23 protein-coding genes are annotated in these 25,738 nt (G+C 64.5%); 7 read left to right on the forward strand and 16 right to left on the reverse strand.

Annotated features, from left to right (window positions below; genetic code table 11):
• Positions 1 to 70: 70 nt before the first annotated feature.
• Both ACF8O7_RS12520 and ACF8O7_RS12525 read right to left on the reverse strand, forming a co-directional pair.
• Positions 71 to 781: a transposase gene (locus tag ACF8O7_RS12520; RefSeq protein ID WP_016445555.1), complete on the reverse strand. Its 711-nt coding sequence runs from the start codon at positions 779 to 781 to the stop codon at positions 71 to 73.
• 90 nt (positions 782 to 871) lie between these two features.
• Positions 872 to 1,711, reverse strand: coding sequence for an IclR family transcriptional regulator C-terminal domain-containing protein (locus ACF8O7_RS12525; RefSeq protein ID WP_016445554.1), 840 nt, complete (start codon positions 1,709 to 1,711; stop codon positions 872 to 874).
• A gap of 86 nt (positions 1,712 to 1,797) precedes the next feature.
• On the opposite strand from ACF8O7_RS12525, the gene ACF8O7_RS12530 reads away from it, so the two are divergent.
• The 5 genes from ACF8O7_RS12530 to ACF8O7_RS12550 all read left to right on the forward strand — a co-directional run bounded on the left by ACF8O7_RS12530 (position 1,798) and on the right by ACF8O7_RS12550 (position 6,399).
• Positions 1,798 to 2,499, forward strand: a complete 702-nt coding sequence (locus ACF8O7_RS12530; protein ID WP_012207359.1) for a 3-oxoacid CoA-transferase subunit A — start codon at positions 1,798 to 1,800, stop codon at positions 2,497 to 2,499.
• 26 nt (positions 2,500 to 2,525) lie between these two features.
• A complete protein-coding gene (locus ACF8O7_RS12535) occupies positions 2,526 to 3,185 on the forward strand; it encodes a 3-oxoacid CoA-transferase subunit B (RefSeq protein WP_026062883.1) in 660 nt (219 codons plus the stop codon).
• Positions 3,186 to 3,256: 71 nt separating this feature from the next.
• A complete protein-coding gene (gene pcaF / locus ACF8O7_RS12540) occupies positions 3,257 to 4,468 on the forward strand; it encodes a 3-oxoadipyl-CoA thiolase (protein WP_126310915.1) in 1,212 nt (403 codons plus the stop codon).
• A gap of 7 nt (positions 4,469 to 4,475) precedes the next feature.
• Entirely contained in the window at positions 4,476 to 5,216 is a 741-nt protein-coding gene (locus ACF8O7_RS12545; RefSeq protein ID WP_392443436.1) for an SDR family NAD(P)-dependent oxidoreductase, read from the forward strand.
• Positions 5,217 to 5,391: 175 nt separating this feature from the next.
• Positions 5,392 to 6,399: a tripartite tricarboxylate transporter substrate binding protein gene (locus tag ACF8O7_RS12550; RefSeq protein ID WP_126310917.1), complete on the forward strand. Its 1,008-nt coding sequence runs from the start codon at positions 5,392 to 5,394 to the stop codon at positions 6,397 to 6,399.
• A 221-nt stretch (positions 6,400 to 6,620) separates the two neighbouring features.
• On the opposite strand, the gene ACF8O7_RS12555 is transcribed toward ACF8O7_RS12550, so the two are convergent.
• From ACF8O7_RS12555 to ACF8O7_RS12565, 3 genes are all read right to left on the reverse strand, one after another.
• Positions 6,621 to 7,418 (reverse strand): hypothetical protein, encoded by a 798-nt coding sequence (locus ACF8O7_RS12555; RefSeq protein WP_126310918.1) that lies wholly within the window; start codon positions 7,416 to 7,418, stop codon positions 6,621 to 6,623.
• Between the two features lie 95 nt (positions 7,419 to 7,513).
• Positions 7,514 to 9,031 carry an alkaline phosphatase gene (locus ACF8O7_RS12560; RefSeq protein ID WP_016445550.1) on the reverse strand — a complete coding sequence of 506 codons (1,518 nt, stop codon included), beginning with the start codon at positions 9,029 to 9,031 and terminating at the stop codon, positions 7,514 to 7,516.
• 38 nt (positions 9,032 to 9,069) lie between these two features.
• Entirely contained in the window at positions 9,070 to 10,482 is a 1,413-nt protein-coding gene (locus tag ACF8O7_RS12565) for an alkaline phosphatase (protein WP_126310919.1), read from the reverse strand.
• A gap of 194 nt (positions 10,483 to 10,676) precedes the next feature.
• Here ACF8O7_RS12565 and ACF8O7_RS12570 point away from each other — a divergent pair, with 194 nt between their 5' ends.
• Positions 10,677 to 11,774 carry an MBL fold metallo-hydrolase gene (locus ACF8O7_RS12570; RefSeq protein ID WP_126310920.1) on the forward strand — a complete coding sequence of 366 codons (1,098 nt, stop codon included), beginning with the start codon at positions 10,677 to 10,679 and terminating at the stop codon, positions 11,772 to 11,774.
• Between the two features lie 20 nt (positions 11,775 to 11,794).
• Here ACF8O7_RS12570 and ACF8O7_RS12575 read toward each other — a convergent pair whose 3' ends face one another.
• The 11 genes from ACF8O7_RS12575 to ACF8O7_RS12625 form a co-directional block, all read right to left on the reverse strand.
• Positions 11,795 to 12,676 carry an SAM-dependent methyltransferase gene (locus ACF8O7_RS12575; RefSeq protein WP_034364807.1) on the reverse strand — a complete coding sequence of 294 codons (882 nt, stop codon included), beginning with the start codon at positions 12,674 to 12,676 and terminating at the stop codon, positions 11,795 to 11,797.
• Positions 12,673 to 13,293, reverse strand: coding sequence for a DUF1415 domain-containing protein (locus ACF8O7_RS12580; RefSeq protein ID WP_017406652.1), 621 nt, complete (start codon positions 13,291 to 13,293; stop codon positions 12,673 to 12,675). Before ACF8O7_RS12580 ends, ACF8O7_RS12575 begins: the two co-directional genes overlap by 4 nt.
• 138 nt (positions 13,294 to 13,431) lie before the next feature.
• A complete protein-coding gene (locus ACF8O7_RS12585) occupies positions 13,432 to 14,610 on the reverse strand; it encodes a deoxyguanosinetriphosphate triphosphohydrolase (RefSeq protein WP_034364810.1) in 1,179 nt (392 codons plus the stop codon).
• A 65-nt stretch (positions 14,611 to 14,675) separates the two neighbouring features.
• Positions 14,676 to 15,794, reverse strand: coding sequence for a 3-dehydroquinate synthase (aroB, locus tag ACF8O7_RS12590; RefSeq protein ID WP_047473592.1), 1,119 nt, complete (start codon positions 15,792 to 15,794; stop codon positions 14,676 to 14,678).
• A gap of 129 nt (positions 15,795 to 15,923) precedes the next feature.
• Positions 15,924 to 16,454 (reverse strand): shikimate kinase, encoded by a 531-nt coding sequence (locus ACF8O7_RS12595; protein WP_126310921.1) that lies wholly within the window; start codon positions 16,452 to 16,454, stop codon positions 15,924 to 15,926.
• A gap of 65 nt (positions 16,455 to 16,519) precedes the next feature.
• Entirely contained in the window at positions 16,520 to 17,947 is a 1,428-nt protein-coding gene (locus ACF8O7_RS12600) for an Ig domain-containing protein (RefSeq protein ID WP_126310922.1), read from the reverse strand.
• A gap of 22 nt (positions 17,948 to 17,969) precedes the next feature.
• A complete protein-coding gene (gene pilQ / locus ACF8O7_RS12605; RefSeq protein ID WP_016445541.1) occupies positions 17,970 to 20,123 on the reverse strand; it encodes a type IV pilus secretin PilQ in 2,154 nt (717 codons plus the stop codon).
• Positions 20,120 to 20,668 (reverse strand): pilus assembly protein PilP, encoded by a 549-nt coding sequence (locus ACF8O7_RS12610; RefSeq protein ID WP_034364816.1) that lies wholly within the window; start codon positions 20,666 to 20,668, stop codon positions 20,120 to 20,122. The genes pilQ and ACF8O7_RS12610 overlap by 4 nt, the downstream gene beginning before the upstream one ends.
• A complete protein-coding gene (locus ACF8O7_RS12615; protein WP_016445539.1) occupies positions 20,665 to 21,345 on the reverse strand; it encodes a type 4a pilus biogenesis protein PilO in 681 nt (226 codons plus the stop codon). Before ACF8O7_RS12615 ends, ACF8O7_RS12610 begins: the two co-directional genes overlap by 4 nt.
• Complete coding sequence (locus tag ACF8O7_RS12620) at positions 21,345 to 21,956, reverse strand: PilN domain-containing protein (RefSeq protein ID WP_043789993.1); 612 nt, start codon at positions 21,954 to 21,956, stop codon at positions 21,345 to 21,347. Before ACF8O7_RS12620 ends, ACF8O7_RS12615 begins: the two co-directional genes overlap by 1 nt.
• Positions 21,953 to 23,032, reverse strand: coding sequence for a pilus assembly protein PilM (locus ACF8O7_RS12625; protein WP_026062715.1), 1,080 nt, complete (start codon positions 23,030 to 23,032; stop codon positions 21,953 to 21,955). Before ACF8O7_RS12625 ends, ACF8O7_RS12620 begins: the two co-directional genes overlap by 4 nt.
• 371 nt (positions 23,033 to 23,403) lie before the next feature.
• Between ACF8O7_RS12625 and ACF8O7_RS12630 the strand changes: the two genes are divergently transcribed.
• Complete coding sequence (locus tag ACF8O7_RS12630; RefSeq protein ID WP_046238459.1) at positions 23,404 to 25,728, forward strand: penicillin-binding protein 1A; 2,325 nt, start codon at positions 23,404 to 23,406, stop codon at positions 25,726 to 25,728.
• The last annotated feature ends 10 nt before the right edge of the window (positions 25,729 to 25,738 follow it).

Consider the following 25,738-nt stretch of genomic DNA (forward strand, 5'->3'; position numbering starts at 1 on the left):
AATAAGGGACATATTTATTTCACAGAGGCCTGCGATGAGGAATCAAGCACTTGCAGGCCATCAGTGGGTACTAACGCACTGTTGTGGTGCGCTCATTGGTCCGTCCTGGCGGACGGCCGGCGCGCTGGCGGGTCACGCGGCGCTCGGTGCGCTGTTGTAAATCGGCAATGAATTGCTCATCGCCCAGCGCCCAGCCCCGCAGCGCCGACTGGCTGATGCGTTCGCCGTCATCGCTGCTGACGCCCTCTTCCACGGCCGACACATACGCCGCGTCGCGCGCAAACGGGGTGTTGCCCAGTTCCCAGAACACGGCATGCGGCTGGATCAGCGCGTCGCTGCGCAGGCCGGCGTTGTGCGCGTAGCTGGACCAGGGCCAGTCGGCTGGCCGCTGGACCAGGCCGGCGCGCACGGGGCTGTCGTCCATGAAGACCATGGTGGGCAGCAGCCAGCTGGGCTGCAGCACCGTGCCGCGATAGCGGCCTTCCCACAGCGTGCCGCTGCGGCCGTGGCGGTCGTTGAAGTAGCGCACATAGCGCCGGCCCACGGCCTGCATGAACCTGGGCAGGCCATCGTCGGTGCGCGGCGTGGCCAGCAGGTGGAACTGGCTGGGCAGGAGCACGTAGGCATGCACGGCCAGCTCGCAGCTGCGCGCCATCTCGCGCAGCAGCCCCAGCATGGTCTCCCGGTCCTGGGCATCGATGAAGATGTCCGCGCCGTTGTTGCCGAGCTGGATGATGTGGTGCGGCAGATCCGCAATGGTGAGTCTGGGCAGGCGGGCCATGGTGCTGGGTGCAGGCAAGCGGGTGCAGGGCGTGGAGCGGCAATTATGGAGCGCCCCGCCCCGCGCTGCCGCACTGCGCCACACTCCGTTTTACAGGGAAAGACGCGACGAGGCCCTCAGCAGCTGGCTCACCAGCTGCGTGGCGGCCAGCAGCCGGGGCAGCAGTTGCACGCGCATCATCTCGGCGCTGTTGCGGTTGGCCTGGCCGCTGATGTTGAGCGCGGCCACGGTGCGCCCTGCCGCGTTCTTCACGGGCGCCGCGATGGAGATCAGGCCTTCGGCCAGTTCCTGGTCCACCAGGGCCCAGCCCTGGGCGCGCACCTCCAGAATGCGCTGGCGCAGGCGCTCGTCGTTCTGCTCGGTCAGCGCCGTGAACTGGCGGCGCTCGCGTGCATCCAGCAGGGCCTGCAGGGATTCATCGCTCTCGCCGGCCAGCAGCACGCGCCCCATCGAGGTCCAGCAGGCCGGCAGGCGCGAGCCCACGCTGAGGTTGGTGCTCATGATCTTGTGGGTGTGCACGCGCAGCACATAGACGATGTCGCCCCCATCGAGCACGGCAGCCGAGCAGGACTCCTTGACCTCGTCGACCAGGTTTTCCATCACGGGCTCGGCCAGGTTCCAGACCGGGGTGGAGCTGAGGTAGGCAAAGCCCAGTTCCATGATGCGCGGCGTGAGCTGGAACAGCTTGCCGTCGCTCTTCACATAGCCCAGCGTCTGCAGCGTCAGCAGGATGCGCCGGGCCCCGGCGCGCGTGAGCCCCGTGCGCGCCGCCACCTCGCTGAGCGTCTGCGCGGGCGCCTCGGCGCTGAACGAGCGGATCACGCCCAGGCCGCGCGCAAAGGACTGCACATAGCTGTCGCCGGGGCGCGGCGTGCCGCCCTCTTCTTCAACCCCACCTGTGGAAATTACGGAAGCGGCTTTTTTTTCCATGGCTCTATAATTCTTTCTGCGAACTTTTGTTCTACATACGAACATTTTAGCGCAGCGCCAGCGGCCTGCATACCGGAGACAAGCAAGTGATCAACAAAATCACCGACACCATCGCCGAGGCGTTGTCGGGCGTCCAGGACGGCTCCACCGTGCTGATCGGGGGCTTCGGCACCTCGGGCAATCCCACCGAACTCATCGACGGCCTGATCGCCCAGGGCGCACGCGAGCTGACCGTGGTCAACAACAACGCGGGCAACGGCGACCAGGGCCTGGCCGCGCTGCTCAAGAGCGGCCAGGTGCGCAAGATCATCTGCAGCTTCCCCCGCCAGGTGGACAGCTGGGTGTTCGACGACCTGTACCGCAGCGGCAAGATCGAGCTGGAACTCGTGCCCCAGGGCAACCTGGCCGAGCGCCTGCGCGCCGCCGGCGCCGGCATCGGCGGCTTCTTCTGCCCCACGGCCTATGGCACGGAGCTGGCCAACGGCAAGGAAACGCGCGAGATCAACGGCAAGCACTATGTGCTGGAGCATCCCATCCACGGCGACGTGGCACTGGTCAAGGCCGAGAAGGGCGACCGCTGGGGCAACCTCACCTACCGCATGTCGGCCCGCAACTTCGGGCCCGTGATGGCCACGGCGGCCAAGCACACGATCGCCACCGTGCACGAGATCGTGGAGCTGGGCGCGCTGGACCCCGAGGCCGTGGTCACGCCCGGCATCTACGTGAGCCAGATCGTGAAGATCGACCGCGTGGCCACCCAGGCCGGCGGCTTCAAGAAAACCGCATGAGCGCCCCAACCGCCGAAAGCAAGAGCATGAGCAGCTACCAGAAACGCAGCAAGCAAGAGCTGGCCCGGCGCGTGGCCGAAGACATCTTCGACGGCGCCTACGTCAACCTGGGCATCGGCATGCCCACCCAGGTGGCCAACCACATCCCGGCCGGCCGCGAGGTCATCCTGCAAAGCGAGAACGGCATCCTGGGCATGGGCCCGGCGCCCGCCGAAGGCCAGGAGGACTATGACCTGACCAATGCCGGCAAGCAGCCCGTCACCCTGCTGCCGGGCGGCTGCTACTTCCACCATGCCGACAGCTTCGCCATGATGCGCGGCGGCCACCTGGACATCTGCGTGCTGGGCGCCTTCCAGGTCTCGGCCACGGGCGACCTGGCCAACTGGAGCACGGGCGAGGCCGGTGCCATTCCCGCCGTGGGCGGCGCCATGGACCTGGCCGTGGGTGCACGCCAGACCTGGGTGATGATGGACCTGCTGACCAAGACCGGCGAATGCAAGGTCGTCGAGGCCTGCAGCTATCCGCTCACGGGCCTGTCCTGCGTCAAGCGCATCTACACCGACCTGTGCACGCTGGAATGCACGCCCGAGGGCCTGCGCCTGATCGACACCGTGCCCGGCCTCTCGCACGCCGAGCTGCAGTCCATCGTGGGCCTGCCCATCAAGGACGCGACGGCCACGGCCTGATCCCTCCGCTCCCCCAGTGGGTGCGCTGCGGCGCACCCCGGCACCTCTTCATTCTTTTCCCAGGAGACACCATGAGCCAGTCCAACCAGGCCTTCATCTGCGACGCCATCCGCACCCCCTTCGGCCGCTACGGCGGCGCCCTGTCCCCGGTGCGTGCCGATGACCTCGGCGCCGTGCCGATCAAGGCGCTGATGGAGCGCAACCCCGGCGTGGACTGGACGGCCGTGGCCGACGTGCTCTACGGCTGCGCCAACCAGGCCGGCGAAGACAACCGCAACGTGGCGCGCATGTCCGCCCTGCTGGCCGGCCTGCCCATCGATGTGCCGGGCGCCACCATCAACCGCCTGTGCGGTTCGGGCCTGGACGCCGTGGGCACGGCCGCGCGCGCCATCAAGGCGGGCGAGGCCCGCCTGATGATCGCGGGCGGCGTGGAAAGCATGAGCCGCGCCCCCTTCGTCATGCCCAAGGCCGAAAGCGCCTTCAGCCGCAGCAACGCCGTGTACGACACCACCATCGGCTGGCGCTTCGTCAACAAGCTGATGAAGCAGCAGTACGGCGTGGACTCCATGCCCGAGACGGCCGAGAACGTGGCCGACGACTTCAGGATCGAGCGCGAAGCCCAGGACCGCATGGCCCTGGCCAGCCAGCAAAAGGCGGCCGCCGCCATCGCGGCCGGCTACCTGGCCAAGGAAATCGTGTCCGTGTCCATTGCCCAGAAGAAGGGCGACGCCATCGTGGTGAGCCAGGACGAACATCCGCGCGCCACCACCATCGAGGCGCTGGCCAAGCTCAAGGGCGTGGTGCGCCCGGATGGCACGGTGACGGCCGGCAATGCCAGCGGCGTGAACGACGGCGCCTGCGCCCTGCTGCTGGCCAACGAGGAAGCCGCCAGGCAATACAACCTGGTGCCCCGCGCCCGCGTGGTCGGCATGGCCGTGGCCGGCGTGGCCCCGCGCATCATGGGCTTCGGCCCCGCGCCTGCCGTGCGCAAGGTGCTGGCCCTGACCGGCCTGACGCTGGAGCAGATGGACGTGATCGAGCTGAACGAAGCCTTCGCCGCGCAGGGCCTGGCCGTGCTGCGCGATCTGGGTATTGCCGACGATGACCGCCGCGTTAACCAATGGGGCGGCGCCATTGCGCTGGGCCATCCGCTGGGCGCCTCCGGTGCCCGCCTGGCTACCACGGCCGTGAACCAGCTGCACACGCTGGGCGGCCGCTACGCGCTGTGCACCATGTGCATCGGCGTGGGCCAGGGCATTGCCGTGATCCTGGAAAAGGTCTGAGACAGCGATGAGCACCGTGGACAACAAGACACCCGTCACCGTGGTCAGCGGCGCCAGCAACGGCATCGGCCGCGCCATCGCCGAGGCCCTGCTGGCCCAGGGCCGCACCGTGGTCAACCTCGACTACGTGCTGCCCGAATGGAGCCATCCGCTGCTGGTGAGCTACCAGGCCGACCTGACCAGCGAGCAGGCCACCGCCGAGGCGGCGGCCCGCATTGCCGCCGCGCACAACGTGGTGGCCCTGGTCAACAACGCGGGCACCACGCGTCCCGGCACCATCGACAACGCCAGCACCCGGCATCTGGACGATGTGGTGGGACTGCACTTGCGCGCGCCCATGCTGCTGGTGCAGGCCTTCCTGCCCACGCTGCGTGCCTGCGGCGAGGGCCGTATCGTGAACATGTCCTCGCGCGCCGCGCTGGGCAAGCCCGACCGCATCGTCTACTCGGCGACCAAGGCCGGCCTGATCGGCCTGACGCGCACCCTGGCCATGGAGCTGGGCCGCGACCGCATCACGGTCAATGCCCTGGGCCCCGGCCCCATCGCCACCGAGCTGTTCACCAAGAGCAACCCCGAAGGCGCGCCGCAGACCCAGCGCATCCTCAACAGCATTGCCGTGGGCCGCATGGGCACACCGGAAGACGTGGCGCGCGCCGCGCTGTTCTTCCTGTCGCCCGACAACGGCTTCGTCACCGGCCAGGTGCTCTACATCTGTGGCGGCACCACGCTGGGCGTGGCGCCCGTCTGAACGAACGTCGGACCAACCGTTTGACCGAACGCCTTCCCAGGCACAACCCCCTTCAAGAAGAACCACTGGAAGCGCCCGCCTGCACAGGCGTGCGCCACACAGGGCATTGCCCTGGCCCAGCCCGGCGTTGCCGGGCCCGGCCATCCACCTTATTGCCGAATCAGGAGACCTCTCGATGTTTGATCAAACCACCCGTTTCACCCGCCGCCGTGGCCTGCAGGCGCTGGCCGCCGCATCCCTGACCGCGCTCGGCGCCCTGTCCGGCCCCGCCGCCCTGGCCCAGGACGGCTTCCCCAGCAAGCCCATCACCATCCTCGTGCCCTTCGCCGCTGGCGGCACCACCGACATCCTGGCGCGCATCGTCGCCCAGGCGCTGCAGCAGGAGCTGGGCCAGACCGTGATCGTGGACAACAAGCCCGGCGCGGGCGGCAACATCGGCGCCGTGGCCGCCGCACGTGCGCCGGCCGACGGCTACACGCTGTTCATGGGCACCGTGGGCACGCATGCCATCAATGCCGCGCTCTACGCCAAGCCCGGCTTCGACCCCATCAAGGACTTCTCGCCCCTGACGCGCGTGGCCAACGTGCCCAACCTGCTGGTAGCCCACCCCAGCCAGCCGTTCAAGACCGTCAAGGAAATGATCGCCTATGCGCGTGCCAACCCCGGCAAGCTGAACTACGGCTCCTCGGGCAGCGGCAGCTCCATCCACCTGTCGGGCGAGCTGTTCCGCTCCATGACGGGCCTGGACATGGTGCACGTGCCCTACAAGGGCAGCGCCCCGGCCATCACCGACCTGCTGGGCAACCAGATCGCCGTCATGTTCGACAACATGCCCTCGGCCATCCAGCATGTGCGCTCGGGCAAGCTGCGTCCCATCGCCGTGACCACGGCCAAGCGCTCGCCGGAACTGCCCGATGTGCCCACCGTGGCCGAAGCCGGCGTGCCAGGCTACGAGGCCACCTCCTGGTTCGGCCTGTGGACCCAGGCCAAGACGCCCGCCGCCGTGCAGCAGCGCCTGTACACGGCCATTGCCAAGGTGCTCAAGGATCCGGCCGTGGTCAAGAAGATCAACGACCAGGGAGGTGATGTCGTGATCGACACGCCGGCCGAATTCCTCGCCTACATCAAGGCCGAATCGACGAAGTGGAGCAAGGTCGTCAAGGACTCCGGGGCGCAAGTCTGACCTTCGTTTCCGTATAAAAGAGCTGCTGCGTGCAGCTCTTTTTCATTGGAGCACCGACCTATTGCTAAGCACCGCCCACATCGCACGAACGAGCGCGGCCCAACTCAGGGACACCGAGGAAGGGCCTGAGCCGGCCGCGCCGCCCCGCACCGAGGGTGTCGTCCCCCTTCAGGGGCGCCGTGCAACGGGGAAGGCGCGAAGCGACTCAGGGGGTAATCATTTCAATCCAGCAGATCGGAGTAGTCACCCTTGTCGTAGCCTTCGATGGCCTTCCAGGGCTGGGCCAGCGGTGCGGGCAGCTTGGTGGCGGTGACGACGATGCGCTCGGTGCCGTGGGAGTCGCTGCGCTCCACGCGGCGGGCGAACTGGTTGGCCACGTCCCAGTCGATGACAGTGGTCTGCTCGCCTGCCTTGCCGCGGTAGCGCTGCACGCCGTTGTGCGGCTTGCCCACGCGCTCCATGCCCTGCAGCGCGGTGGGAGGCACGATCCAGTACACGTTGTCGAAGGAGCCGCCGTAGCCCACGTTGCCGTGGTGGGCCAGGTCCACGCTGATGACGCGGCGCAGCTTGGCCAGGATGACTTCCACGCCCACCTTGCCGTCATCGGCGCGGCGGATGGACAGGGGTGCGGCGCGGGCTTCGTCATGGGCGTGGCCGGCGTGCGGGCCGTGGGCGTGGTCATGGCCGTGCTCCTGGCTCTGGCGCAGGGCGGCGGGCATTTCCCGCTCTATCCATAGCTGGGCCTTGCGGCGGTAGACGCGGTTGGTATAGACGCTGCTGCGCTGCACGCCGTCGCTGCCCACGCTCATGGCTTCGTAGGTGATGCGCAGGTCGGCCTCGGGCGTGGCCTGTACGGCGGCCGTGGTGCGCGCCACGGAATCCGCAGGGACTGCGGCCGTGGATACGGGTGCCGCCGCCTTGGCCGGCTCGGCGGCCCATGCTGCGGAGACGGAACAGGCCAGCAGCGCGGCCGCGTAGATGGGGCGCGCCGCGCGCGGCGCCGGAAGGGAAAGCGTCATGGAATCCAGCCAATGCGAAAAAACCGGGGCCGGGCACACGCATGCGCCACGGCTCCGGCCAGGGGTTGGCAAGCAGCCAACGAAGGAGAAAACAATTACAGGCCAGCGGCTTCGCGGACCTTGGAGAACACCTTGGTGTTGTCCATCGTGCCCTTGAAGATCCTGGCGCCCGCGCCGCCGGCGAACAGCATCACGTCGCCGCCGCCATGGGTCTCGGAGCCCGGCGTGCCCAGGTTCAGGCCCACCTCCTGCAGGTAGTTGTCGTCCGTGGTGTCCACGCCGCTGAGGTCCTGGCGCTCAGCGCCGCGCGTGGGCGCGATCCAGGGCTTGTTGCCATCTTCGGCATTGACCTGGCTGGAGGCCGTGGCGTTGGGACGTCCGCCATTGCCGAAGGCCAGCGTGGTGTAGGGCTTGCCGTCCTGGGCCTTGGCCATCTGGCCGCTCTGGTAGTCCTGCACCTTGCCCAGGATGGGGTTGCCGATCCTGGAGTAGCCGTTGAACACCATGTTGTGGTCGTGATCGGCGGTGACGACGATCAGCGTGTTCTTCAGGCCCGGATCCTTCTTTTCCATGTAGGCCATGGCGGTCTCGATGGCGCGGTCGAAGGCCAGCGTGTCTTCCAGCGCACGCTTGGCATTGGTGCCGTGCAGTGCGTGGTCGATGCGGCCGCCTTCCACCATCAGGAAGAAGCCCTTGTCATTGCGGCTGAGCACGTCCAGCGCCTTGCCGGTCATGTCGGACAGGCTGGGCTCATCCAGCCTTTGCTTGACGCGGTCCAGCTCGTAGGCCATTTCGCTTTGCGTGAACAGGCCCAGCAGCTTGGGCGCCTTGGTCGCGTCCAGGGCCGCCAGCTCGCTGCCCTTGGCAACATAGGCGTAGCCCTTGGCCTTCATCATGTCCACGAGGTTGGCCGTGTCCGTGCGCTTGCTGCTGGGGTTGACCGACTTGGGCAGGTAGTTGCGCTGGCCGCCACCCATGAGCACGTCGATGCCGTCGCCCAGCCTGGCGTTGTAGTTGGCATGGCCGGGCACGGACTGCTCGGCAATGCTGTTGTAGCCATTGCGGTTGCAGATATGGGCATAGGTGGCCGCAGGCGTGGCATGGCCCACGCGCGTGGTGGAGATGGCGCCCACGGCGCGGCCCTTGGCCTTGGACAGCTCCAGCAGGGTCTGCGCGGGCTGGCCGTTGCCGGCCGGGCAGGTGGTGTCCTCGCCGTTGATGTACTGCTGGCCGTTGGCCGCGTAGGCCATGGTCTCGGCCGACATGGAGATGACTTCGTTGTTCATCTTCACGCCGGTCATGTAGGCGGCCATCGAGGGCGCGCTGTCCGTGGTCTGGCCATCGCGCGAGAAGGTCTTGATGCGGCTGGCGTAGGGCAGGGACTGCATGGTCAGCGTGGCGCGTTCGCTGCTGGCCAGGGAGCCGGCCTTTTCGGCCAGCTGCTTTTCACCCTTGTAGATGCGCGCGGCGGTCACGGTGACCGGGCCCATGCCGTCGCCAAGGAAGAAGATGACGTTCTTGGCCTCGCCAGCCGCATGGGCTGCAGGCGCCAGCAGCGCCAGCGCGCCGGCCGCCGCCAGGGCGAGGGAGGTCTTTTGGAGGATCGGATGCATGTGGAATTCCTTGAGTGCCTTGAATGCAGCGTGCGGCATCACAAGCCGATGCTCTTCTTGATCAGGTTGAACACGGCCGTGTTGTCGATCACGCCCGAGAACGTATCGGCACCCATGCCTTGAGCCCCCAGGAACACGTCGCCGCCGCCGTGGGTTTCGGAGGCCAGGGGCACCACGGCCTCCTGCAGGTAGTCGGGGCTCTCCAGCGTGGCCGCGTCGATGGGACCCCGCGTGGCCAGGCGCTTGGGACCGTTGCCGAAGCCCAGGATGGTGTAGGGATTGCCGTCCACATCGGTGGAGGCCTTGCCGTCCACGTAGTTCTTGACCAGGCCCAGCACGCCGGGCTTGCCGGCCTCGGTCTTGCCGGTGCGCGCGGCATAGCCGTTCAGGTGCAGCGTGTGGTCATGGTCGGCTGTGACGACGATCAGCGTGTTCTTCAGGCCCGGATCGAGCTTGGCCATCTTGTCCAGCGCGGTCTGGATGGCGTTGTCGAAGGCCACGGTATCCTGCAGCGCGCGGCGCGCGTTGGTGGCGTGCAGTGCATGGTCGATGCGGCCGCCTTCCACCATCAGGAAGAAGCCCTTCTTCTTGGCCGACAGCGCGTCGATGGCCTTGCCCGTCATCTCGGCCAGGCTCGGTTCCTTGGTCGCATCGCGGTCCAGGTCATAGGCCATGTGGTCCTTGGTGAACAGGCCGGCGATCTTGCTGCCGTCCACGGGCAGCTTGTCGAACTCGCTCTTGTTGGCGGCGTAGCTGTACTTTTGCGTCTTGAACTCGGCGATCAGGTTGCGGCTGTCGTTGCGGCGGCCGCCGTCGGCCTTGGGCGTGAAGTAGTACGAGCCACCGCCCAGGATCACGTCCACGCCGTCGCCGAGCTTGCTGTTGTAGCCGGATCCGCCGGGCACCAGGGCCGCGGCGATGGTGTTCTCCGCATCGCGGTGGCAGACATGCGAATAGGTGGTTGCCGGCGTGGCATGCGTGATGCGCGCGGTGGAGACCACGCCCGTGCCGTAGCCGGCGGACTTCATCTGCTCGAGCAGCGTGGGAACGGCCTGGCCGTTGCCGCTGGGGCAGGTGCTGTCGTAGTTGGTGTGATAGGCCTTGCCGCTGGCATCCGTGGCCTTGGTGTCGGGCGTCATGGAGATGACTTCGTTGTTCATCTTCACGCCGGTCATGTAGGCGGCCATCGAGGGTGCGCTGTCCGTCACCTGGGCGTCGTTCGAGAAGGTGTGGACGAAGGCCGTCTCGGGCAGCTTGTCCATGGTCAGCTCACCGTCTTCGCCCACGCTGTAGATGCGCGCGGCGGTCATGGTGGTGATGCCCATGCCGTCACCCAGGAAGAACAGCACGTTCTTGGTCGGGGTGGCAGCGGACGATCCATCGCTGCCGCCACAGGCGCTCAACAGCAGCGACGCACCGGCCAGCGCGCTGCACAACATCTTCAGTTTCATGCGGATATCCCTCTGTAGGCAGGGGACCCCGCGGCAAGGCCGCGCCCTCCCCCTGTTGATTGATTTGTGCACTGTAGGAACAGCCCGTGACGAGCCAGTGACAGTCAGCCCAGGCCGGCAGGCGTATCGTTGCAGGCAAGGCGCTGAGGGCCGGATAGCATTGCGGCCAACCCAGCGACGGAACAAGGAACCCCATGAACCAGACAGCCCAAGACCCGATCGCCTCGCAGGCCCCGGAAGCGCCGCCCAGGCCGGTGCTCGACTACCCGTTCGAGGCGCCGCCGCAGCACGGGCAGACGCTGGAGGTGGCGCCCGGCGTGCTCTGGCTGCGCATGCCCCTGCCCTATGCGCTGGACCACATCAATCTCTGGGCCATCGATGACGGCCAGGGCTGGGCCATCGTCGATACGGGTGCGCGCACCGACGAAGGCGTGGCCACCTGGCGCGCGCTGTTCTCCCAATCCACCGATGGCCGCTCGCTGACGCGCGTCTTCGTCACCCACATGCACCCCGACCATGTGGGCCTGGCCGGATGGCTGACGCGCAAGTTCCATGTGCCCCTGTACATGACGCGCCTGGAGTACCTCAACTGTCGCGTCGTGGTCTCGGACTGCAGCCGCGAGGCCCCGCCCGACGCCATCGCCTTCTACCGCCGCGCAGGCTGGAGCGACAGCGCACTGGAGTCCTACCGCGCCCGCTTCGGCAACTTCGGCAAGCACATCCATGCCCTGCCCGACAGCTACCGCCGCCTGCACGATGGAGAGGAACTGCGCATAGGAAAACACCTGTGGCGCGTGGTGGTCGGCAGCGGCCACTCGCCCGAGCACGCCAGCCTGTACTGCCCCGATCTCAAGCTGCTGATCTCGGGCGACCAGGTGCTGCCGCGCATCTCGTCCAACGTCTCGGTCCACCCCATGGAACCCGACGCCAACCCCATGGCCGACTGGATGGAGTCTCTGGAAAAGGTCAGGCGCGAAGTGCCCGACGATGTGCTCGTCCTGCCCGCGCACGGCGATTGCTTTCGCGGCCTGCATGCGCGCATCGATTCGCTGGTGGCAGGCCAGGAGCGTGCCAGCGACCGGCTGCTGGCAGCCCTGGCCGAGCCGCGTCGCGCCGTCGATGTCTTCGGCGCCCTGTTCTCACGCCCCATCAGCGAATCCAGCCCAGCCCTGCTGGGCATGGCCACGGGCGAAAGCCTGGCCTGCCTGAATCATTTGATGCATGCAGGGCAGGTGGAGCGCAGCATTGATGCCGATGGCATCGCCTGGTACCACGCCGTGGCGGGGGTCTGAGACTGCTGCAGGCAGCCGGCTCAGGCCGCCTGCAGCAGCGGATAGCGCTGTGCCATCGCATCCTGCAGGCCGAACTCCGCCAGGATGGCGCGCATGCGCTCAACCGCACTGCGCTTTTTCTGCCCCGTGTAACGCGCAATGATCAGCTCGTTCTTCATGCTGTGCTCCCAGCCGACCAGCTCGGTCACGGTGACCTGGTAACCGCAGGCTTCCAGGTACAGGCAGCGCAGCACGTTGGTGAGCTGGCTGCCCATTTCGCGCGTGTGTATGGGATGGCGCCACAGTTCGGCCAGCGGCGTGCGCGTCAGGCTCAGCGCCTTGGTCTGGCGCAGGCAGGCAGCGACCTCGGCCTGGCAGCAGGGCACCAGCACCATGGCCTTGGCCTTTTTCTCCAGGCCGAAGGCGATGGCATCGTCGGTGGCGGTGTCGCAGGCATGCAGGGCCGTGACCACGTCGAATTGCGCAGGCATGAAGTCGGCATGCGTGGATTCGGCCACCGACATGTTGAGGAAGCCCATGCGGTCGAAGCCCAGCTCGGCGGCCAGCTTCTGCGAAGCCTCCACCAGCGGCGCGCGCGTTTCTATGCCGTAGATATGGCCGCGCCCCAGCGGCTTGAAATACAGGTCGTAGAGGATGAATCCCAGGTAGGACTTGCCGGCGCCGTGGTCGGCCAGGGTGACCGCATGGCCGTCGGCCGACAGTTCTTCGAGGATGGGCGCGATGAACTGGTAGAGGTGGTAGACCTGCTTGAGCTTGCGGCGCGAATCCTGGTTGATCTTGCCTTCGCGCGTGAGGATATGCAGTGCCTTGAGCAGTTCAATGGACTGGCCGGGCTTGAGGCCCAGCTGCGCGGTCACATCCTGCTCGGGCTTTGCGGCAGGCTTGCCCTGGCGCGCCTTCATTCGGCAGCGTCCGGCTTGGCTGCGTGCGCCATAGGGCAGCGCGCGCCCACACCCAGGTCCAGCCAGCCTTCGATGCCGATCTTCTCCAGCGTCTCCATGTTGCGCTCGTAGATGGATTCGGCTTCGGGGAACACCTCGACCGCCTTGTCTATGCTGTCCTCGCGCAGCAGGTGCAGCGTGGGATAGGGAGAGCGGTTGGTGCAGTTGGTGACGTCGTCGGCTTCGGTGCCCTCGAACTGGAACTGCGGGTGGAACGAGGCCACCTGCAGGATGCCGCCCAGGTCCAGCTCCTCGACCATGGCGTCGGCCACTTCGAGAAAGTCGTTGAAGTCCAGGAAGTCCTGCAATGCGTGCGGCAGGATCAGCAGCGTGGTGTCGCGCTTGTCCGGGGAGGCCTCGGCCAGGGCTTCCAGCTCGCGGTGCAGGTCTGCCGCCACGCCTTCGGCGTCGGTGGCCTGGCTGACCGTGTAGTGGATCTGGCCCTTGATGTGCACGCCCTTGGCGAAGGGGCACAGGTTCAGGCCGATCACGGCCTTTTCGAGCCAGTGCACCGTATCCTCGATCACGGTGACAGGCGGAAACTCGGCCGCGCGAATCTCGTGGTTGGTATCGGTCATGGCTGTGCCCTTCAAAAATGCGAACGGGGGCACTGCGCCCCCAGACATTGCGAAACCGTCCAGGAACCCTTCCCTGCCCTGTCACGCAGGGTCCGCATTCTAGCCGCGCCGCCCCGGCGACGCCGTTGCTCGGATTTCTCAGCCCAGCAGGCGCAGGCCTGTCAGCAGCTCATGCTCGCGGGCCGCGTAGCGGTCCGTCATCCCGGCGATGAAGTCGGCCACCACCCGCGCACGCGCCGATACGTCCTCGGCCAGCATGGCCCGCTGCACGAAGCGCGGCTTCATGCGGTCGGGCTCGACCATGTAGGCCGCAAACAGCTCGGCCACCACCTGCTGCGCGCCTTCCATGGTCTTCACCACCTGCTCATGGCGGTAGAGATTGCGGAACAGGAATTGCTTGAGCTGCTGCGACTGCTGCCTCATGGTATCGCTGAAGCCCACCAGAGGGCCAGGCTGGGCGCGCACCTCGTCCACCGAACAGGGCCGCGCCTGCGCAATGCGCTGCTGCGTGGCGGCGATCACGTCATAGACCTGATCGCTGAGCATGCGGCGGATGCTTTCGTACAGCAGGCGCCGCTCGGCCAGGGGCATGCCCAGTTGAGGATGCTCGGCCAGTGTTGCGTCGTGATAGCGCGCGAACAGGGGAACAGCCTCGCACAGCTGGGGCATGGTGATCAGGCCGGAGCGCACGCCATCGTCCACGTCATGGGCGTTGTAGGCAATGGCATCGGCCAGGTTGCACAGCTGGGCCTCCAGCGAAGGCTGCCGGCCCAGCAGAAAACGCTGCGCCACCCCGCCGGGCTCGCGCGCCTCCAGGTGCTCGGCATTGGTGCGCGAGCAGTGCTTGAGAACGCCCTCGCGCGTCTCGAAGCTCAGGTTCAGGCCGTCAAAGGCTGGATAGCGCTCTTCCAGCCGGTCCACCACGCGCAGGCTTTGCAGGTTGTGCTCGAAGCCGCCATGCGGCTGCATGCAGGCATTGAGCGCATCCTGGCCCGCATGGCCGAAGGGGGTGTGGCCCAGGTCGTGGGCCAGACAGATGGCCTCGACCAGATCTTCGTCAAGTTGCAGCGATCGGGCCACCGAGCGGCCCAGCTGGGCCACTTCCAGCGAGTGCGTCAGGCGGGTGCGGAACAGGTCGCCCTCATGGTTGACGAAGACCTGGGTCTTGTAGACCAGGCGCCGGAAGGCCGAGGAATGGACGATGCGGTCCCGGTCGCGCTGGAAGTCGCTGCGCGTGGGCGCAGGCGCCTCCGGGAAACGCCGCCCCCGGCTGAACGCCGGGTTGCAGGCATAGGGGGCCAGGGCCTGTTTCTGCATTCGATCGCCTCATCATGCTGACAAGGGCACTCTAGCAGTTCTGGCTTGCCCCCCAGCGCCGCGCGTCAGGCGCAGCAGGCGTCTATGACTTCGCGCACCAAGGCATCGGGCGCCGAGCGCATGACGGCCTTTCCCGGCCCGTCAATGAGAACGAAGCGGATCTCGCCCGCCTCGGACTTCTTGTCCACGCGCATCAGCTCCAGATAGCGGCCAGCGTTGTCACGCTCATCCAGCACGGCGCCGCGCACCGGCAGGCCCGCACGTTCGATCAGCACGCGCAGCCTTTGCACAAAGGCGGCATCCACCAGGCCAAGGCGCTGCGACAGCTCGGCCGCCATGACCATGCCGGCGCCCACGCCTTCGCCGTGCAGCCAGTTGCCGTAGCCCATGCCGGCTTCGATCGCATGCCCGAAGGTGTGGCCGAAATTGAGAATGGCGCGCAATCCGGCCTCTTTCTCGTCCTGCCCCACCACCCAGGCCTTGATCTCCACGCTGCGCTTGATCGCGTGCGCCAGTGCAGTGCGGTCGCGGGCAAGCAAGGCATCCATGTTCTCCTCCAGCCAGGCCAGGAAGTCCATGTCGGCGATGGGCCCGTACTTGATGACCTCGGCCAGGCCGGCGCTCAGCTCGCGCACGGGCAGCGTGTCCAGCGAGGCCAGATCGCAAACCACCAGCTGCGGCTGGTAGAAGGCGCCGATCATGTTCTTGCCCAGCGGATGGTTGATGGCGGTCTTGCCGCCCACCGACGAGTCCACCTGCGACAACAGCGTGGTGGGCACTTGCACGAAGGGCACGCCGCGCATGTAGCTGGCGGCAGCAAAGCCCGTCATGTCGCCGATGACGCCGCCGCCCAGCGCGAACAGCACGGTCTTGCGGTCGCAACCACCGGACAGCAGGTCATCGAAGATCAGATTCAGCGTCTGCCAGTCCTTGTGGGCCTCGCCATCGGGCAGCACCACGGTCCGCACGCTGCGGTAGCGCTGCTCCAGCACGCGGCGCAGTGCGGGCTCATAGAGCGGTGCGACCACATCGTTGCTGACGATGACGGCCTGTGCCGCAGAAGGCAGCGCGGCATAGGTGGCTGCCTGGTCCAGCAGGCCGGTGCCGATGGCAATCGGATAGGAGCGCTCACCCAGGTCAATGGTCACGACCTGGGCAGCAGGCGAGGAGGAGGCGTGGGGCAAGATGATGTCGCTCCAGGGGAGAAAGAATGAAAAGGTTTCCGCGACACGGCAGCGCGCCCGGCAACTGCCGATCTTAAAGAAAAAGGCCCCGGCAAGTGCCGAGGCCTTTGGTGTTCCAGCAGGCAGCGTTCAGGCCAGTTCCGCCTGCATGCGTATGCGCTGGGCGGCCTGCGCCACAGACAGGCCGGATGTCTGGATCACGAAGTGCGCCGTCTCCAGATACAGGGGCTCGCGCTGCAGCAGCAACTCGCGCAGGCGCAACGCCGGATCCTCCACCTGCAGCAAGGGCCGCGTCACATCGTTGCGCAGCCGTGCGGCGATATCCTCTGGCGTGCAATCCAGGTAGAAGACCTGGGTGCGCTCATGCAGATGGCGGCGGTTTTGCTCGCGCAGCACCACGCCACCGCCCGTGGACAGCAGCAGGCTGGATGTGGAGGCCGACAGCTCATCAATGACCTGCGACTCCATGTCTCGAAAAGCCTGCTCGCCCTCGCGCTCGAAAAACTCCCGGATGCTGCAGCCTATGCGCTGCTCGACCACATGATCCGCATCCACAAAACGCATCGACCACAGGCGCGCCAGCTGGCGCCCTATGGTCGATTTGCCGGAGCCGGGCAGGCCGATCAGGGCCACCCGGGTTACCAAGCCTGAAACATCCATTTGCTGTTACCGCACGGGCCATGGGAAATCAAAATTATCTCCCATGGCCGTGAACGGCATCGCCTTTACGGCGTCGTGGTTGCCGGCTTGGCCACCGTGATGGTCATGTTCCTCGTGATCGCCGTGTTGTCGGCATCCGTGACGCGCACAATCATGTTGAAGGTGCCATCCGCCGTCGGAGTACCCGACAAGATGCCGTCGCTGGACAACGCCAGCCCTTCGGGAGTGCCACCCAGACTCACCCACGTGTAGGGAGCGGTACCGCCGGTTGCCGACAGTGCGTACGCCAGGGCCACACCACGGACGCCAGAGATGGTCGGTGCAGTGAAGGCCAGAGGTGCCTTGGCCGCAATGGTCACGGTCACGGTCTTGTCGACCACGGTGCCCTGTGCGTCCTGCACACGTACCAGCATGTTGAAGGTTCCGACCACCGTCGGCGTACCGGAAAGCACGCCGTCGCTGCTCAGGCGCATACCGTCTGGAACACCGCCCAGTGTCGACCAGCGGTAAGGAGGAATGCCGCCTGTTGCTGCAAAGCCGTACACCAGAGGCTGGTCCTTGACACCCGTGATGCTCAAGCCATCAGGCAGGGCCAGAGGCGTCTTGGCGATCTCATGGTAGACACCCACAACGGTATAGGCCCTGATGGGATCCTGAATGCCATTGCTGACATCATTGTCCCGGCGGTCCACGGTCGTTTCCAGCACGATGGCGCCGCTATCGGGGCCACTGGAAAGCGACAGCTGTGCGATGCCGTTGAGCGAATTGACTTGCAACGAAGAGCCAGCCTTGGATCCAGAGATCAGGCGCGCACCTTCATAAGCCGAGCTGGGCAAAATCCGAACCTGCACATTGGGGCTGGTACCAGTGACCGGTTGATTGCGGTCGTCGACCACCTTCACTTCCAGTGCTACGTTATTTCGCAGATTGGAGAGGTTGTCGCGGGATCCCAGATAGCCAGGCGTCTGGGTCACGGCCAGCGTGCTGGCAGGAATGCCCTGCGCAGCGCCACCGACATTAACACTGGTCACAGCACTCACCTGGCGCTTATCGCGGGGATCGGTCACCGTGCAAGTCACGCTTGCTACACCAGCCTTGTCGATTGCGTGCAAGTGGAAAGTGGCACTACCAGAGTTGGAGCCCAGCACAATGGAACGACTGGCTGAGATATTTCCTTTATCGTCTTTTTTATCCGTTCCATCAAGATAATACAGAACTGCCGAATCAAGACCTGCAGTTACGGCGCATTGAAAAATGCCATCCCCACCAGGAATAGGCATATTTCCTTGACGAGCCTCGACATACATTGTTGTCGTATATGCCGCATCAGCACCAATACCAGGACCGGCATTTCCAATATTCACCGGCAGCTGCGTCTTATCTGCGCGCAGCGAAATGGTATACGGCTGATTTGTCTCACCAGCACTCCCTCCACCACCACCACACCCGGCCAGACCGAGTGCCAGCATGGCACCGAACATGATTTTTTGCATGATTATCTATCTCCTACTACATTCAACGAGCACTTCTGATGTCAGCCAACATCTTCGGTGTAATAAATACCAGCATTTCCCGCTTCTGGGACTCTCTCACGCGACTTTTGAAAAGATGCCCCAGAACAGGGACATCGCCCAATAGCGGAATCTTGTTTTCCGTATTGGTCTCCTCCATCTCGAAGATACCGCCGATCACTACAGTTCCACCATTCTGGACAAGAACCTGGGTACGCACATGCTTGGTATCGATGGCAACGCCTTGCAACGTGCTCTCACCACGTGAATCCTTGTTGACATCGAGGTCCAGAATGATATCGCCTTCGGGAGTGATTTGAGGCGTCACCTCCAGTTTCAGAACAGCCTTTTTGAAAGCAATGGTCGTCGCACCGTTAGGCGCAGTCACAGAGTAGGGGTACTCAGTACCCTGCTCAATCAATGCCTTGGTTTGATCAGCCGTTACCAACCTCGGGCTGGAAATGATCTTTCCCTGGCCATCGGACTCCATGGCAGAAAGCTCAAGAGTCAGGAATCGATTTGCAGCCGCATTGAAAATAGACATGGCAAACGTCCCGGAGTTCGCCACGTTTGACAGCTTCCCAGGCAGATTGACAAAATTTCCCGAGGTATTCACAGCCTGCCCGCTTGCCCCAGCTGAAGCATTGGCATTGTCAAAACCCGTACCGATGGCCACGCGGTTATCCCCACCAATGCTGTATCCCCCATCGCCACCGCGTTGAGCCCGCAAATCCCCGCCGCCTAGACGGACGCCCAGTGCACGGCCAAATGTGTCACGGGCTTCAACGATACGAGCTTCGATCAGCACTTGGCGAACAGGCACGTCCAGTGTCGCCAGCAGCACCTTCACTTCTTCCAGTTTCGTGGCTGTGTCGGTCACGAACAGCTGGTTGGTTCGGGGCTCCGAAATCGCAGATCCGCGCTCAGACAGAAATCTGGTGGAGGTTCCGCCAGTCCCGCCGCCACCACCGCTGCTTGCGCTGATCTGTTGAAGAATATCGGCTGCCTTCGCATAGTTCAGCTGAAAGCTCTGGGTCCGCAGCGGCTCCAGTTTCTGGATTTCCATGGCGGCTTCATAGTCACGCTTGGTGCGCGCATCGATCTCATCCTTGGGCGCAATCCAGAGCACCGAGCCCGACTTGCGCATGCCCAGGCCCTTGGCATCCATGATGATCTGCAGCGCCTGGTCCCAGGGAACATCCTTGAGACGCAGGGTCAGCGCCCCGGAAACCGTATCCGAGGTCACGATGTTGAAGTTCGTGAAGTCGGCAATCACCTGCAGCAGGGACCGCACTTCGATGTTCTGGAAATTCAGGGACAGCTTTTCACCGCTGTAGCCGGGGCCCTGCGTGAGCTTGCTCACATCCACCTTTTTCTGGCGGACCTCGATCACAAACTGGCTGTCGCTTTGGTAGGCACTGTGCTCCCAGTCACCGACGGGAGCGATACGCATGCGCACGGATTCCCCCTGCTGCACCGATGAGATTGTCTGCACCGGTGTTCCGAAATCCGCAACATCCAGCTTGCGGCGCAAGCCTTCAGGCAGGGAGGAACGCAGAAAATCGACGACCAGTTCCTTGCCTTCGCGGCGCAGGTCCACGCCGACCTGGCTATTGCTCAATCCCACGACGATGCGGCCCGAGCCATCGCTGCCACGACGGAAATCAACATCCCGAATGGGTTGGACATCGCTACCGACGGCTGTCTTGGCTTCGAACACACCCTGCTGTGCAGAAGGCTTCACCGCAGCAGACGCAGCTACAGGATCCAGCAGGATCAGCAACGCCTTGCCTTGGCGCTCAGTGCGGTAGGAAGTCGCCGTTTTCAAATTCAGCACCAGCCGGGAACGGCCCGAGGCCTCCACGATATTGATGGAACGCAGGTTGCCCTGGTTGAGCTCGACCATCGATTTGCCCGTCGCATTGGTTGCGCCAGGAAAATCCAGCGCGATCCGTGCAGGCGACTGGATCGCAAATCCGGTCGGGTCCGCAGCCAGCGCTTCGGAAAGCTCGATGCGCACCACCTCGGTGCTCCCCTGGAGGGAACCGGAGACCGACTCTATCGCGGACTGCGCCCATGCAAAAGAGCCCAGCAACCAACCGCCCAAGGCGATTCCCCAGCGAGCTTTATGAGACATGCTGCGATGTGTACCCATCATTTCCTTCCCTCCTGCAACTCCAGTGTGCTATTTCTTTCTATCCAGTCGCCGCTGCCATCCTGGACGATTTCCCGCAACTGGATGGAAGTCTCCGTGATCCGGGTGATCTTTCCGTAGTTCTGTCCCAGGTAATTTCCTGCACGAACCTGATATAGCAAGGCTCCTACCTTGATCAGCGCCGTAGGCACACCCTTCTTGTCCAGGCTGCCCACCATGGTCATTGCATCCAGGGGCTCTGCTTCCAGCGGCTCCTTGCGGCGGTTGAGTTCTGCGGCAATCAGGCTGGTATTCGCATTGGTCTGGGCCGATTCCTTGCGCAGCACCTGCATCAGTTTCAAGGGATTGAAGGGGTCCATGCCATCAGCCCCCAGGTAGGCTTGGGGCGTAAACGCTTTGGGCTCTTCCAAAGGCTTGACCCGAGGCTTTGCATTGGCTTTCTCCTGAGCCATCCAGGTTTGCAACTCCTCTTGATCAGAAGAAGTGCAGCCCGAGACGGCCAAACAGCCAGACAACATAAGCAAGACGCTGCAGCGCATGTGTCTCATTTCTTCTTGCCCTTCCCGGCAGCCGCGCGCTGCGCCTGCACTTCATCGGCATCCAGATAGCGGAAGGTTCGCGCCGTCGCCTCCATGCTCAGGACCTCGCTTCCGTCCTTGCCCACAGGGACAATCGACAAGTTGTTCAAGGTCACGATGCGAGACAGGTAGGCCACATCGGAAGCGAATGAACCGATGTCATGAAAGCGTCCTGTGACCTTCAAAGCAATGGGCAGCTCGGCGTAGTACTCCTTGACCACCATCGCCCCGGGGCGGAACGTTTCAAACTGAAGGCTGCGCCCCAGTCCGGCCTGGTTGATGTCCGAGAGCAGCGCAGCCATTTCCGCCTTGCTGGGCAACTGCTTTTCCAGCTGTGTCACATATTGCTGGACCTGTTCACGCTGCTTCTTCAGGCCATCCAGGCTGACCGCCTTGGACAGCTTCTGGCTGAAGTCCTGGCGCAGCGTGACTTCGGTGTTGCGCTCTTGCTCCAGCATGTCCTCATAGTCCTTGATCAGTACGTACCAGAGCAAGGCGGCAACGCCCAACGCAATGGCAACGCACAACAGAAAACGCGGCAGCAAGGGCCACCGCGAAGGATCATTGGGATCAAGACCACGGAATTGGCGCTGGATGTTCTCCTGCAGTGCGGAGAAGTCGATGTCGTTCTTTTTCTTCTTGGCCATCACTGGGACTTTCCTGGGTTGGCCGCCGTCGGAAGGCCTTTCTCCGCAACGCTGGCGCGCGTGAGCTGGAAGCGCAGATTGAACGCTGCAGCACGGCGCTGGTCCTTGGGCGTGACGTTGACCGTCTTGGCCACGATCTCCACCAGTTCCGGCTTGGAGATCCAGGGCGTTCCCTCGGACAGATTGCGCAGCATCTCGGACACCCGCTCATTGGACTGCGCCGTGCCCTGCATGGTCACGGCCAGACCTTCCTGCTTGATGCTGGTGATGTAGACGCCATCGGGCAGTTGGGACACCAGCTCGTTGAGCATGTGCACCGGCAGATTGCGATCGGACTGCAGGTCTTCCACGGCCTTCTGACGTGCACGCAGGGCAGTGATCTCATCCTCCAGCCCGGCGATTTCCTTGATCTGGGACTCCAGCACCGTGATCTCGGCGCGCAGCATGCTGTTCTTCGCCTGCTGGGCTTCGATCATCATCTGGTACCACCAGTAGACAGCACCAATGATCAAAAGCCCTATCAGGGCCGAAAGGACCATCGTGGCCTGGAATGCTTCCTTGCGTCGCTTGCGTGTGGCTTCTCTGTGAGGAAGCAGATTGATCAGGATCACGACACAAACCTCCGCATGGCCAGACCGCAGGCGGTCAGGTAGGCGGGGGCCTCGCGCGACATGCGCTTGAGGCGCACGCCGCTGCCGACTTCCATGCCATCGAAGGGATTGGCAAGGCTGCAGGCAAATCCGGTCTGCTGCGTGATGGCCTCGGACAGGCCGGAAAGCGGTGCCGAGCCGCCAGCCAGCAGGATGTGGTCTATGCGGTTGTGGGGCGTGCTGGTGAAAAAGAACTGCAGTGCGCGCGACACTTCCTGCGTCATGCTCTGCACGAAGGGCTTGAGCACGGCGGAAGCGTAGTCCTCCGGCAGTTCGCCGTTGCGCTTCTTGGACTCGGCCTCTTCGAGGGAAAAACCATATTGGCGCGCGATCAGCTGCGTCAGCTGGGCGCCGCCAAAGGCCTGGTCACGGTCGTACAGCACCTCGTCGTCACGCAGGATCTGCATGCTGGTCGTCATGGCGCCTACCTCGAACAGCGCCACCAAAGCGTTGTTGCCCTGATTGGGCAGGCGCTCGATCAACCGTCCGGCGGCCATGCGGGAGGCATGGGGCTCGATGTCGATGACCATCGGCTTGAGGCCGGCCGCCTCGGCCAGGCCCTGGCGGTCCTGCACCTTCTCGCGACGGGAGGCGGCAATGAGCACATCCACGTCGCCAGGCGAATTCGATGACGGGCCTATGACACAGAAGTCCAGACTCACTTCGTCGAGCGAAAAAGGAATGTACTGATTGGCCTCGGATTCGACCTGGACCTCCAGTTCCTGCTCGCTCATGCCGTCGGGCAGCGAAATCTTCTTGGTGATCACGGCCGAAGCCGGCAATGCCATGGCCACGTTCTTGGTCCGCGTGCCGCTTTTTTTGACCAGCCGCCGTACAGCCTCTGCCACTTCGTCGAACTTTTCGATGTTGCCATCCGTGATCCATCCCCGCTCCAGCGGCTCGATGGCACAGCGCTCCAGCAACAGTTCGCCCGACCTGGCACGAGACAGCTCAACGAGCTTGGCGCTCGAAGAACTGATGTCGATGCCTAGCAAAGGTGCGGGCTGGCGACTGAATAAGGATCCCATAGCAATCAACTTGCCCTCCCTCTTCTTGTGTATGTAAAGAACGCAACAAACCTTCACATATAGGTTGAATGCTATCAGCAAGACTGCGCGCAACTCACCATGCCTGCCGGAGCACGGTTGACGGTAGTGGCCAAAAACAGACATTGTTGCGGGCCATCAAATGCGACAGGAATGCACCCCTGCTTGCATGTCGGCCTGTACGCCTGGCTTAGGATGCGAGGCTTGCGGCCATGCTGGCAACCGTGTGCAGCCGCCTCCTACCGACCCCCTGGGGAACGCATTTTTATAATGCGGCACTCCTCAGCACTCCCTGCGACATGCCGTCCTCAGACTCCCGAGAACCCCAGGCTGGAAAGCCTCGCTCCGCTCCGTCCAAGCCCATGCATTGGTTTCCCAAGGCCTTGCTATGGCTGACGGGCATCGCCGTCGCCGGCGCGCTGGCCCTGATGCTGACCGTGGCCGTGGCCCTGGCCATGGCCTACCCCAACCTGCCCGACGTGTCCGAGCTGGCCGACTACCGGCCCAAGCTGCCGCTGCGCGTGTACTCCAGCGAAGGCGCCCTGCTGGGCGAGTTCGGCGAGGAGCGGCGCACGCTGACGCCCATCCAGGACATCCCCAAAGTGATGACCGACGCGGTGCTGGCCATTGAAGACACCCGCTTTTTCGAGCACGGTGGCGTCGACTACAAGGGCATGGCCCGCGCCGCGCTGGCCAATCTGGGCCGCGTGAAAAGCCAGGGCGCATCGACCATCACCATGCAGGTGGCACGCAATGTCTATCTGTCTTCCGAGAAAACTTTTACACGCAAAATTTACGAAGTCTTACTGACTTTCAAGCTAGAGCATCTGCTGAGCAAAAACCAGATTCTCGAGATCTACATGAACCAGATTTATCTGGGAAATCGGGCCTATGGCTTTGCCGCCGCCTGTGAAGCCTATTTCGGCAAGCCACTGAAGGACATCACCGTCGCCGAAGCGGCCATGCTGGCCGGCCTGCCCAAGGCGCCCTCGGCCTACAACCCGATCAGCAACCCCAAGCGCGCCCGCTCGCGCCAGCTCTACATCATCGAGCGCATGGAGGAAAACGGCTTCATCACGGCGGCCCAGGCCACTGAAGCCAAGGCCGAGCCGCTGAAGATCCGCACAGGCTCCTTCAACACCCGGGTGCATGCCGAGTACGTGGCCGAAATGGCGCGCCAGCTGATCTTTGCCCAGTACGGCAACGAGGCCTACACGCGCGGCCTGAACGTCTACACCACCATCAATGCCGGCGAACAGGAAGCCGCCTACGCCGCGCTGCGCCGCGGCATCATGGACTACGAGCGCCGCCAGAAGTACCGCGGCCCCGAGAAGTTCGTGGCCCTGCCCGCCGACGCCGAGGACCGTGAAGACGCCATTGACGACACCCTGGCCAACCACCCCGACAACGGAGACGTGCTCGCCGCCGTGGTGCTGGATGCCAACCCGCGCAAGATCCTGGCGGCCCGTGCCGACGGCGAGCAGATCGAGATCACGGGCGAAGGCCTCAAGCCTGCCGAATCGGGCCTGAACCCCAAGGCACCGCCCAACATCAAGATACGTCCCGGCGCCGTGATCCGCGTGGTCAAGACGCCCAAGAACACCTGGGAAATCACGCAGCTGCCCGAGGTGGAAGGCGCCTTCGTGGCCCTGGTTCCCCAGACGGGCGCCTTGCGCGCCCTGATCGGCGGCTTCGACTTCCAGAAGAACAAGTTCAATCATGTGACCCAGGCCTGGCGCCAGCCCGGCTCGGCCTTCAAGCCCTTCATCTACTCCGCGGCGCTGGAAAAGGGCTTCTCGCCCTCCACCATGATCAATGACGCGCCGCTGTTCTTCAGTGCGGGCGTGACGGGGGGGCAGCCCTGGGAGCCCAAGAACTACGACAGCCGCTACGACGGGCCGATGACCATGCGCACGGGCCTGAACAAGTCCAAGAACATGATCTCCATCCGGCTGCTGCAGGCCGTGGGACCCAAGCAGGGCCAGGAGTGGGTCACGCGCTTCGGCTTTGACGCCGCCAAGCACCCGGCCTACCTGACCATGGCTTTGGGCGCAGGTGCCGTCACGCCGCTGCAGCTGGCGGCAGGCTACTCCGTGTTCGCCAACGGCGGCCACCGCGTCAATCCCTGGCTGATTTCCCGCGTCACCGATCACAAGGGCCGCATCCTGTCCGAATTCACACCGCCCCCGGTGCAGGAACTGCCCCAGGCCATCGACGCGCGCAACGCCTTCATCATGGACAGCCTGCTGCAGGACGTGGCGCGCGTGGGCACTGCAGCGCGCGCGCAGTCCACGCTCAAGCGCCCCGACCTGTATGGCAAGACCGGCACGACCAACGATTCGGTGGATGCCTGGTTTGCGGGCTTCCAGCCCACGCTGGCCGCCGTATCCTGGATCGGCTACGACACGCCGCGCAACCTGGGCAGCCGCGAGACCGGCGGCGGCCTGAGCCTGCCGATCTGGATCAGCTTCATGCAGCACGCGCTCAAGGGCGTTCCCGTGGCCGAGATGCCCGTGCCGCCTGGCGTCGTGAACATGGGCGGCGAGTGGTACTACGAGGAAAACGCGCGCAACGGCGGCGTCAGCAGCCTGGGCATGGACAGTGCATCCACGGGCAGCGCCGCAGGCGCCACGCCCCCGCCCGCCACCGAGGAGCGCAACCGCATCCTCGACCTGTTCCGCAACTGAGGCGGTCGAC

This window comes from Delftia sp. WSY_16 (assembly GCF_043104415.1).
GTDB classification, from domain to species: Bacteria; Pseudomonadota; Gammaproteobacteria; order Burkholderiales; family Burkholderiaceae_C; genus Comamonas; species Comamonas tsuruhatensis.

Excerpts from the sequence above, each read along its gene's own strand:
- ACF8O7_RS12520 (WP_016445555.1), bottom strand. The coding sequence starts at position 781 with ATGGCCCGCCTGCCCAGACTCACCATTGCGGATCTGCCGCACCACATC.
- ACF8O7_RS12525 (WP_016445554.1), bottom strand. The coding sequence starts at position 1,711 with ATGGAAAAAAAAGCCGCTTCCGTAATTTCCACAGGTGGGGTTGAAGAA.
- ACF8O7_RS12535 (WP_026062883.1), top strand. The coding sequence starts at position 2,526 with ATGAGCAGCTACCAGAAACGCAGCAAGCAAGAGCTGGCCCGGCGCGTG.
- pcaF (WP_126310915.1), top strand. The coding sequence starts at position 3,257 with ATGAGCCAGTCCAACCAGGCCTTCATCTGCGACGCCATCCGCACCCCC.
- ACF8O7_RS12545 (WP_392443436.1), top strand. The coding sequence starts at position 4,476 with ATGAGCACCGTGGACAACAAGACACCCGTCACCGTGGTCAGCGGCGCC.
- ACF8O7_RS12550 (WP_126310917.1), top strand. The coding sequence starts at position 5,392 with ATGTTTGATCAAACCACCCGTTTCACCCGCCGCCGTGGCCTGCAGGCG.
- ACF8O7_RS12555 (WP_126310918.1), bottom strand. The coding sequence starts at position 7,418 with ATGACGCTTTCCCTTCCGGCGCCGCGCGCGGCGCGCCCCATCTACGCG.
- ACF8O7_RS12560 (WP_016445550.1), bottom strand. The coding sequence starts at position 9,031 with ATGCATCCGATCCTCCAAAAGACCTCCCTCGCCCTGGCGGCGGCCGGC.
- ACF8O7_RS12565 (WP_126310919.1), bottom strand. The coding sequence starts at position 10,482 with ATGAAACTGAAGATGTTGTGCAGCGCGCTGGCCGGTGCGTCGCTGCTG.
- ACF8O7_RS12570 (WP_126310920.1), top strand. The coding sequence starts at position 10,677 with ATGAACCAGACAGCCCAAGACCCGATCGCCTCGCAGGCCCCGGAAGCG.
- ACF8O7_RS12575 (WP_034364807.1), bottom strand. The coding sequence starts at position 12,676 with ATGAAGGCGCGCCAGGGCAAGCCTGCCGCAAAGCCCGAGCAGGATGTG.
- ACF8O7_RS12580 (WP_017406652.1), bottom strand. The coding sequence starts at position 13,293 with ATGACCGATACCAACCACGAGATTCGCGCGGCCGAGTTTCCGCCTGTC.
- ACF8O7_RS12585 (WP_034364810.1), bottom strand. The coding sequence starts at position 14,610 with ATGCAGAAACAGGCCCTGGCCCCCTATGCCTGCAACCCGGCGTTCAGC.
- ACF8O7_RS12595 (WP_126310921.1), bottom strand. The coding sequence starts at position 16,454 with ATGGATGTTTCAGGCTTGGTAACCCGGGTGGCCCTGATCGGCCTGCCC.
- ACF8O7_RS12600 (WP_126310922.1), bottom strand. The coding sequence starts at position 17,947 with ATGCAAAAAATCATGTTCGGTGCCATGCTGGCACTCGGTCTGGCCGGG.
- pilQ (WP_016445541.1), bottom strand. The coding sequence starts at position 20,123 with ATGATGGGTACACATCGCAGCATGTCTCATAAAGCTCGCTGGGGAATC.
- ACF8O7_RS12610 (WP_034364816.1), bottom strand. The coding sequence starts at position 20,668 with ATGAGACACATGCGCTGCAGCGTCTTGCTTATGTTGTCTGGCTGTTTG.
- ACF8O7_RS12615 (WP_016445539.1), bottom strand. The coding sequence starts at position 21,345 with ATGGCCAAGAAGAAAAAGAACGACATCGACTTCTCCGCACTGCAGGAG.
- ACF8O7_RS12630 (WP_046238459.1), top strand. The coding sequence starts at position 23,404 with ATGCATTGGTTTCCCAAGGCCTTGCTATGGCTGACGGGCATCGCCGTC.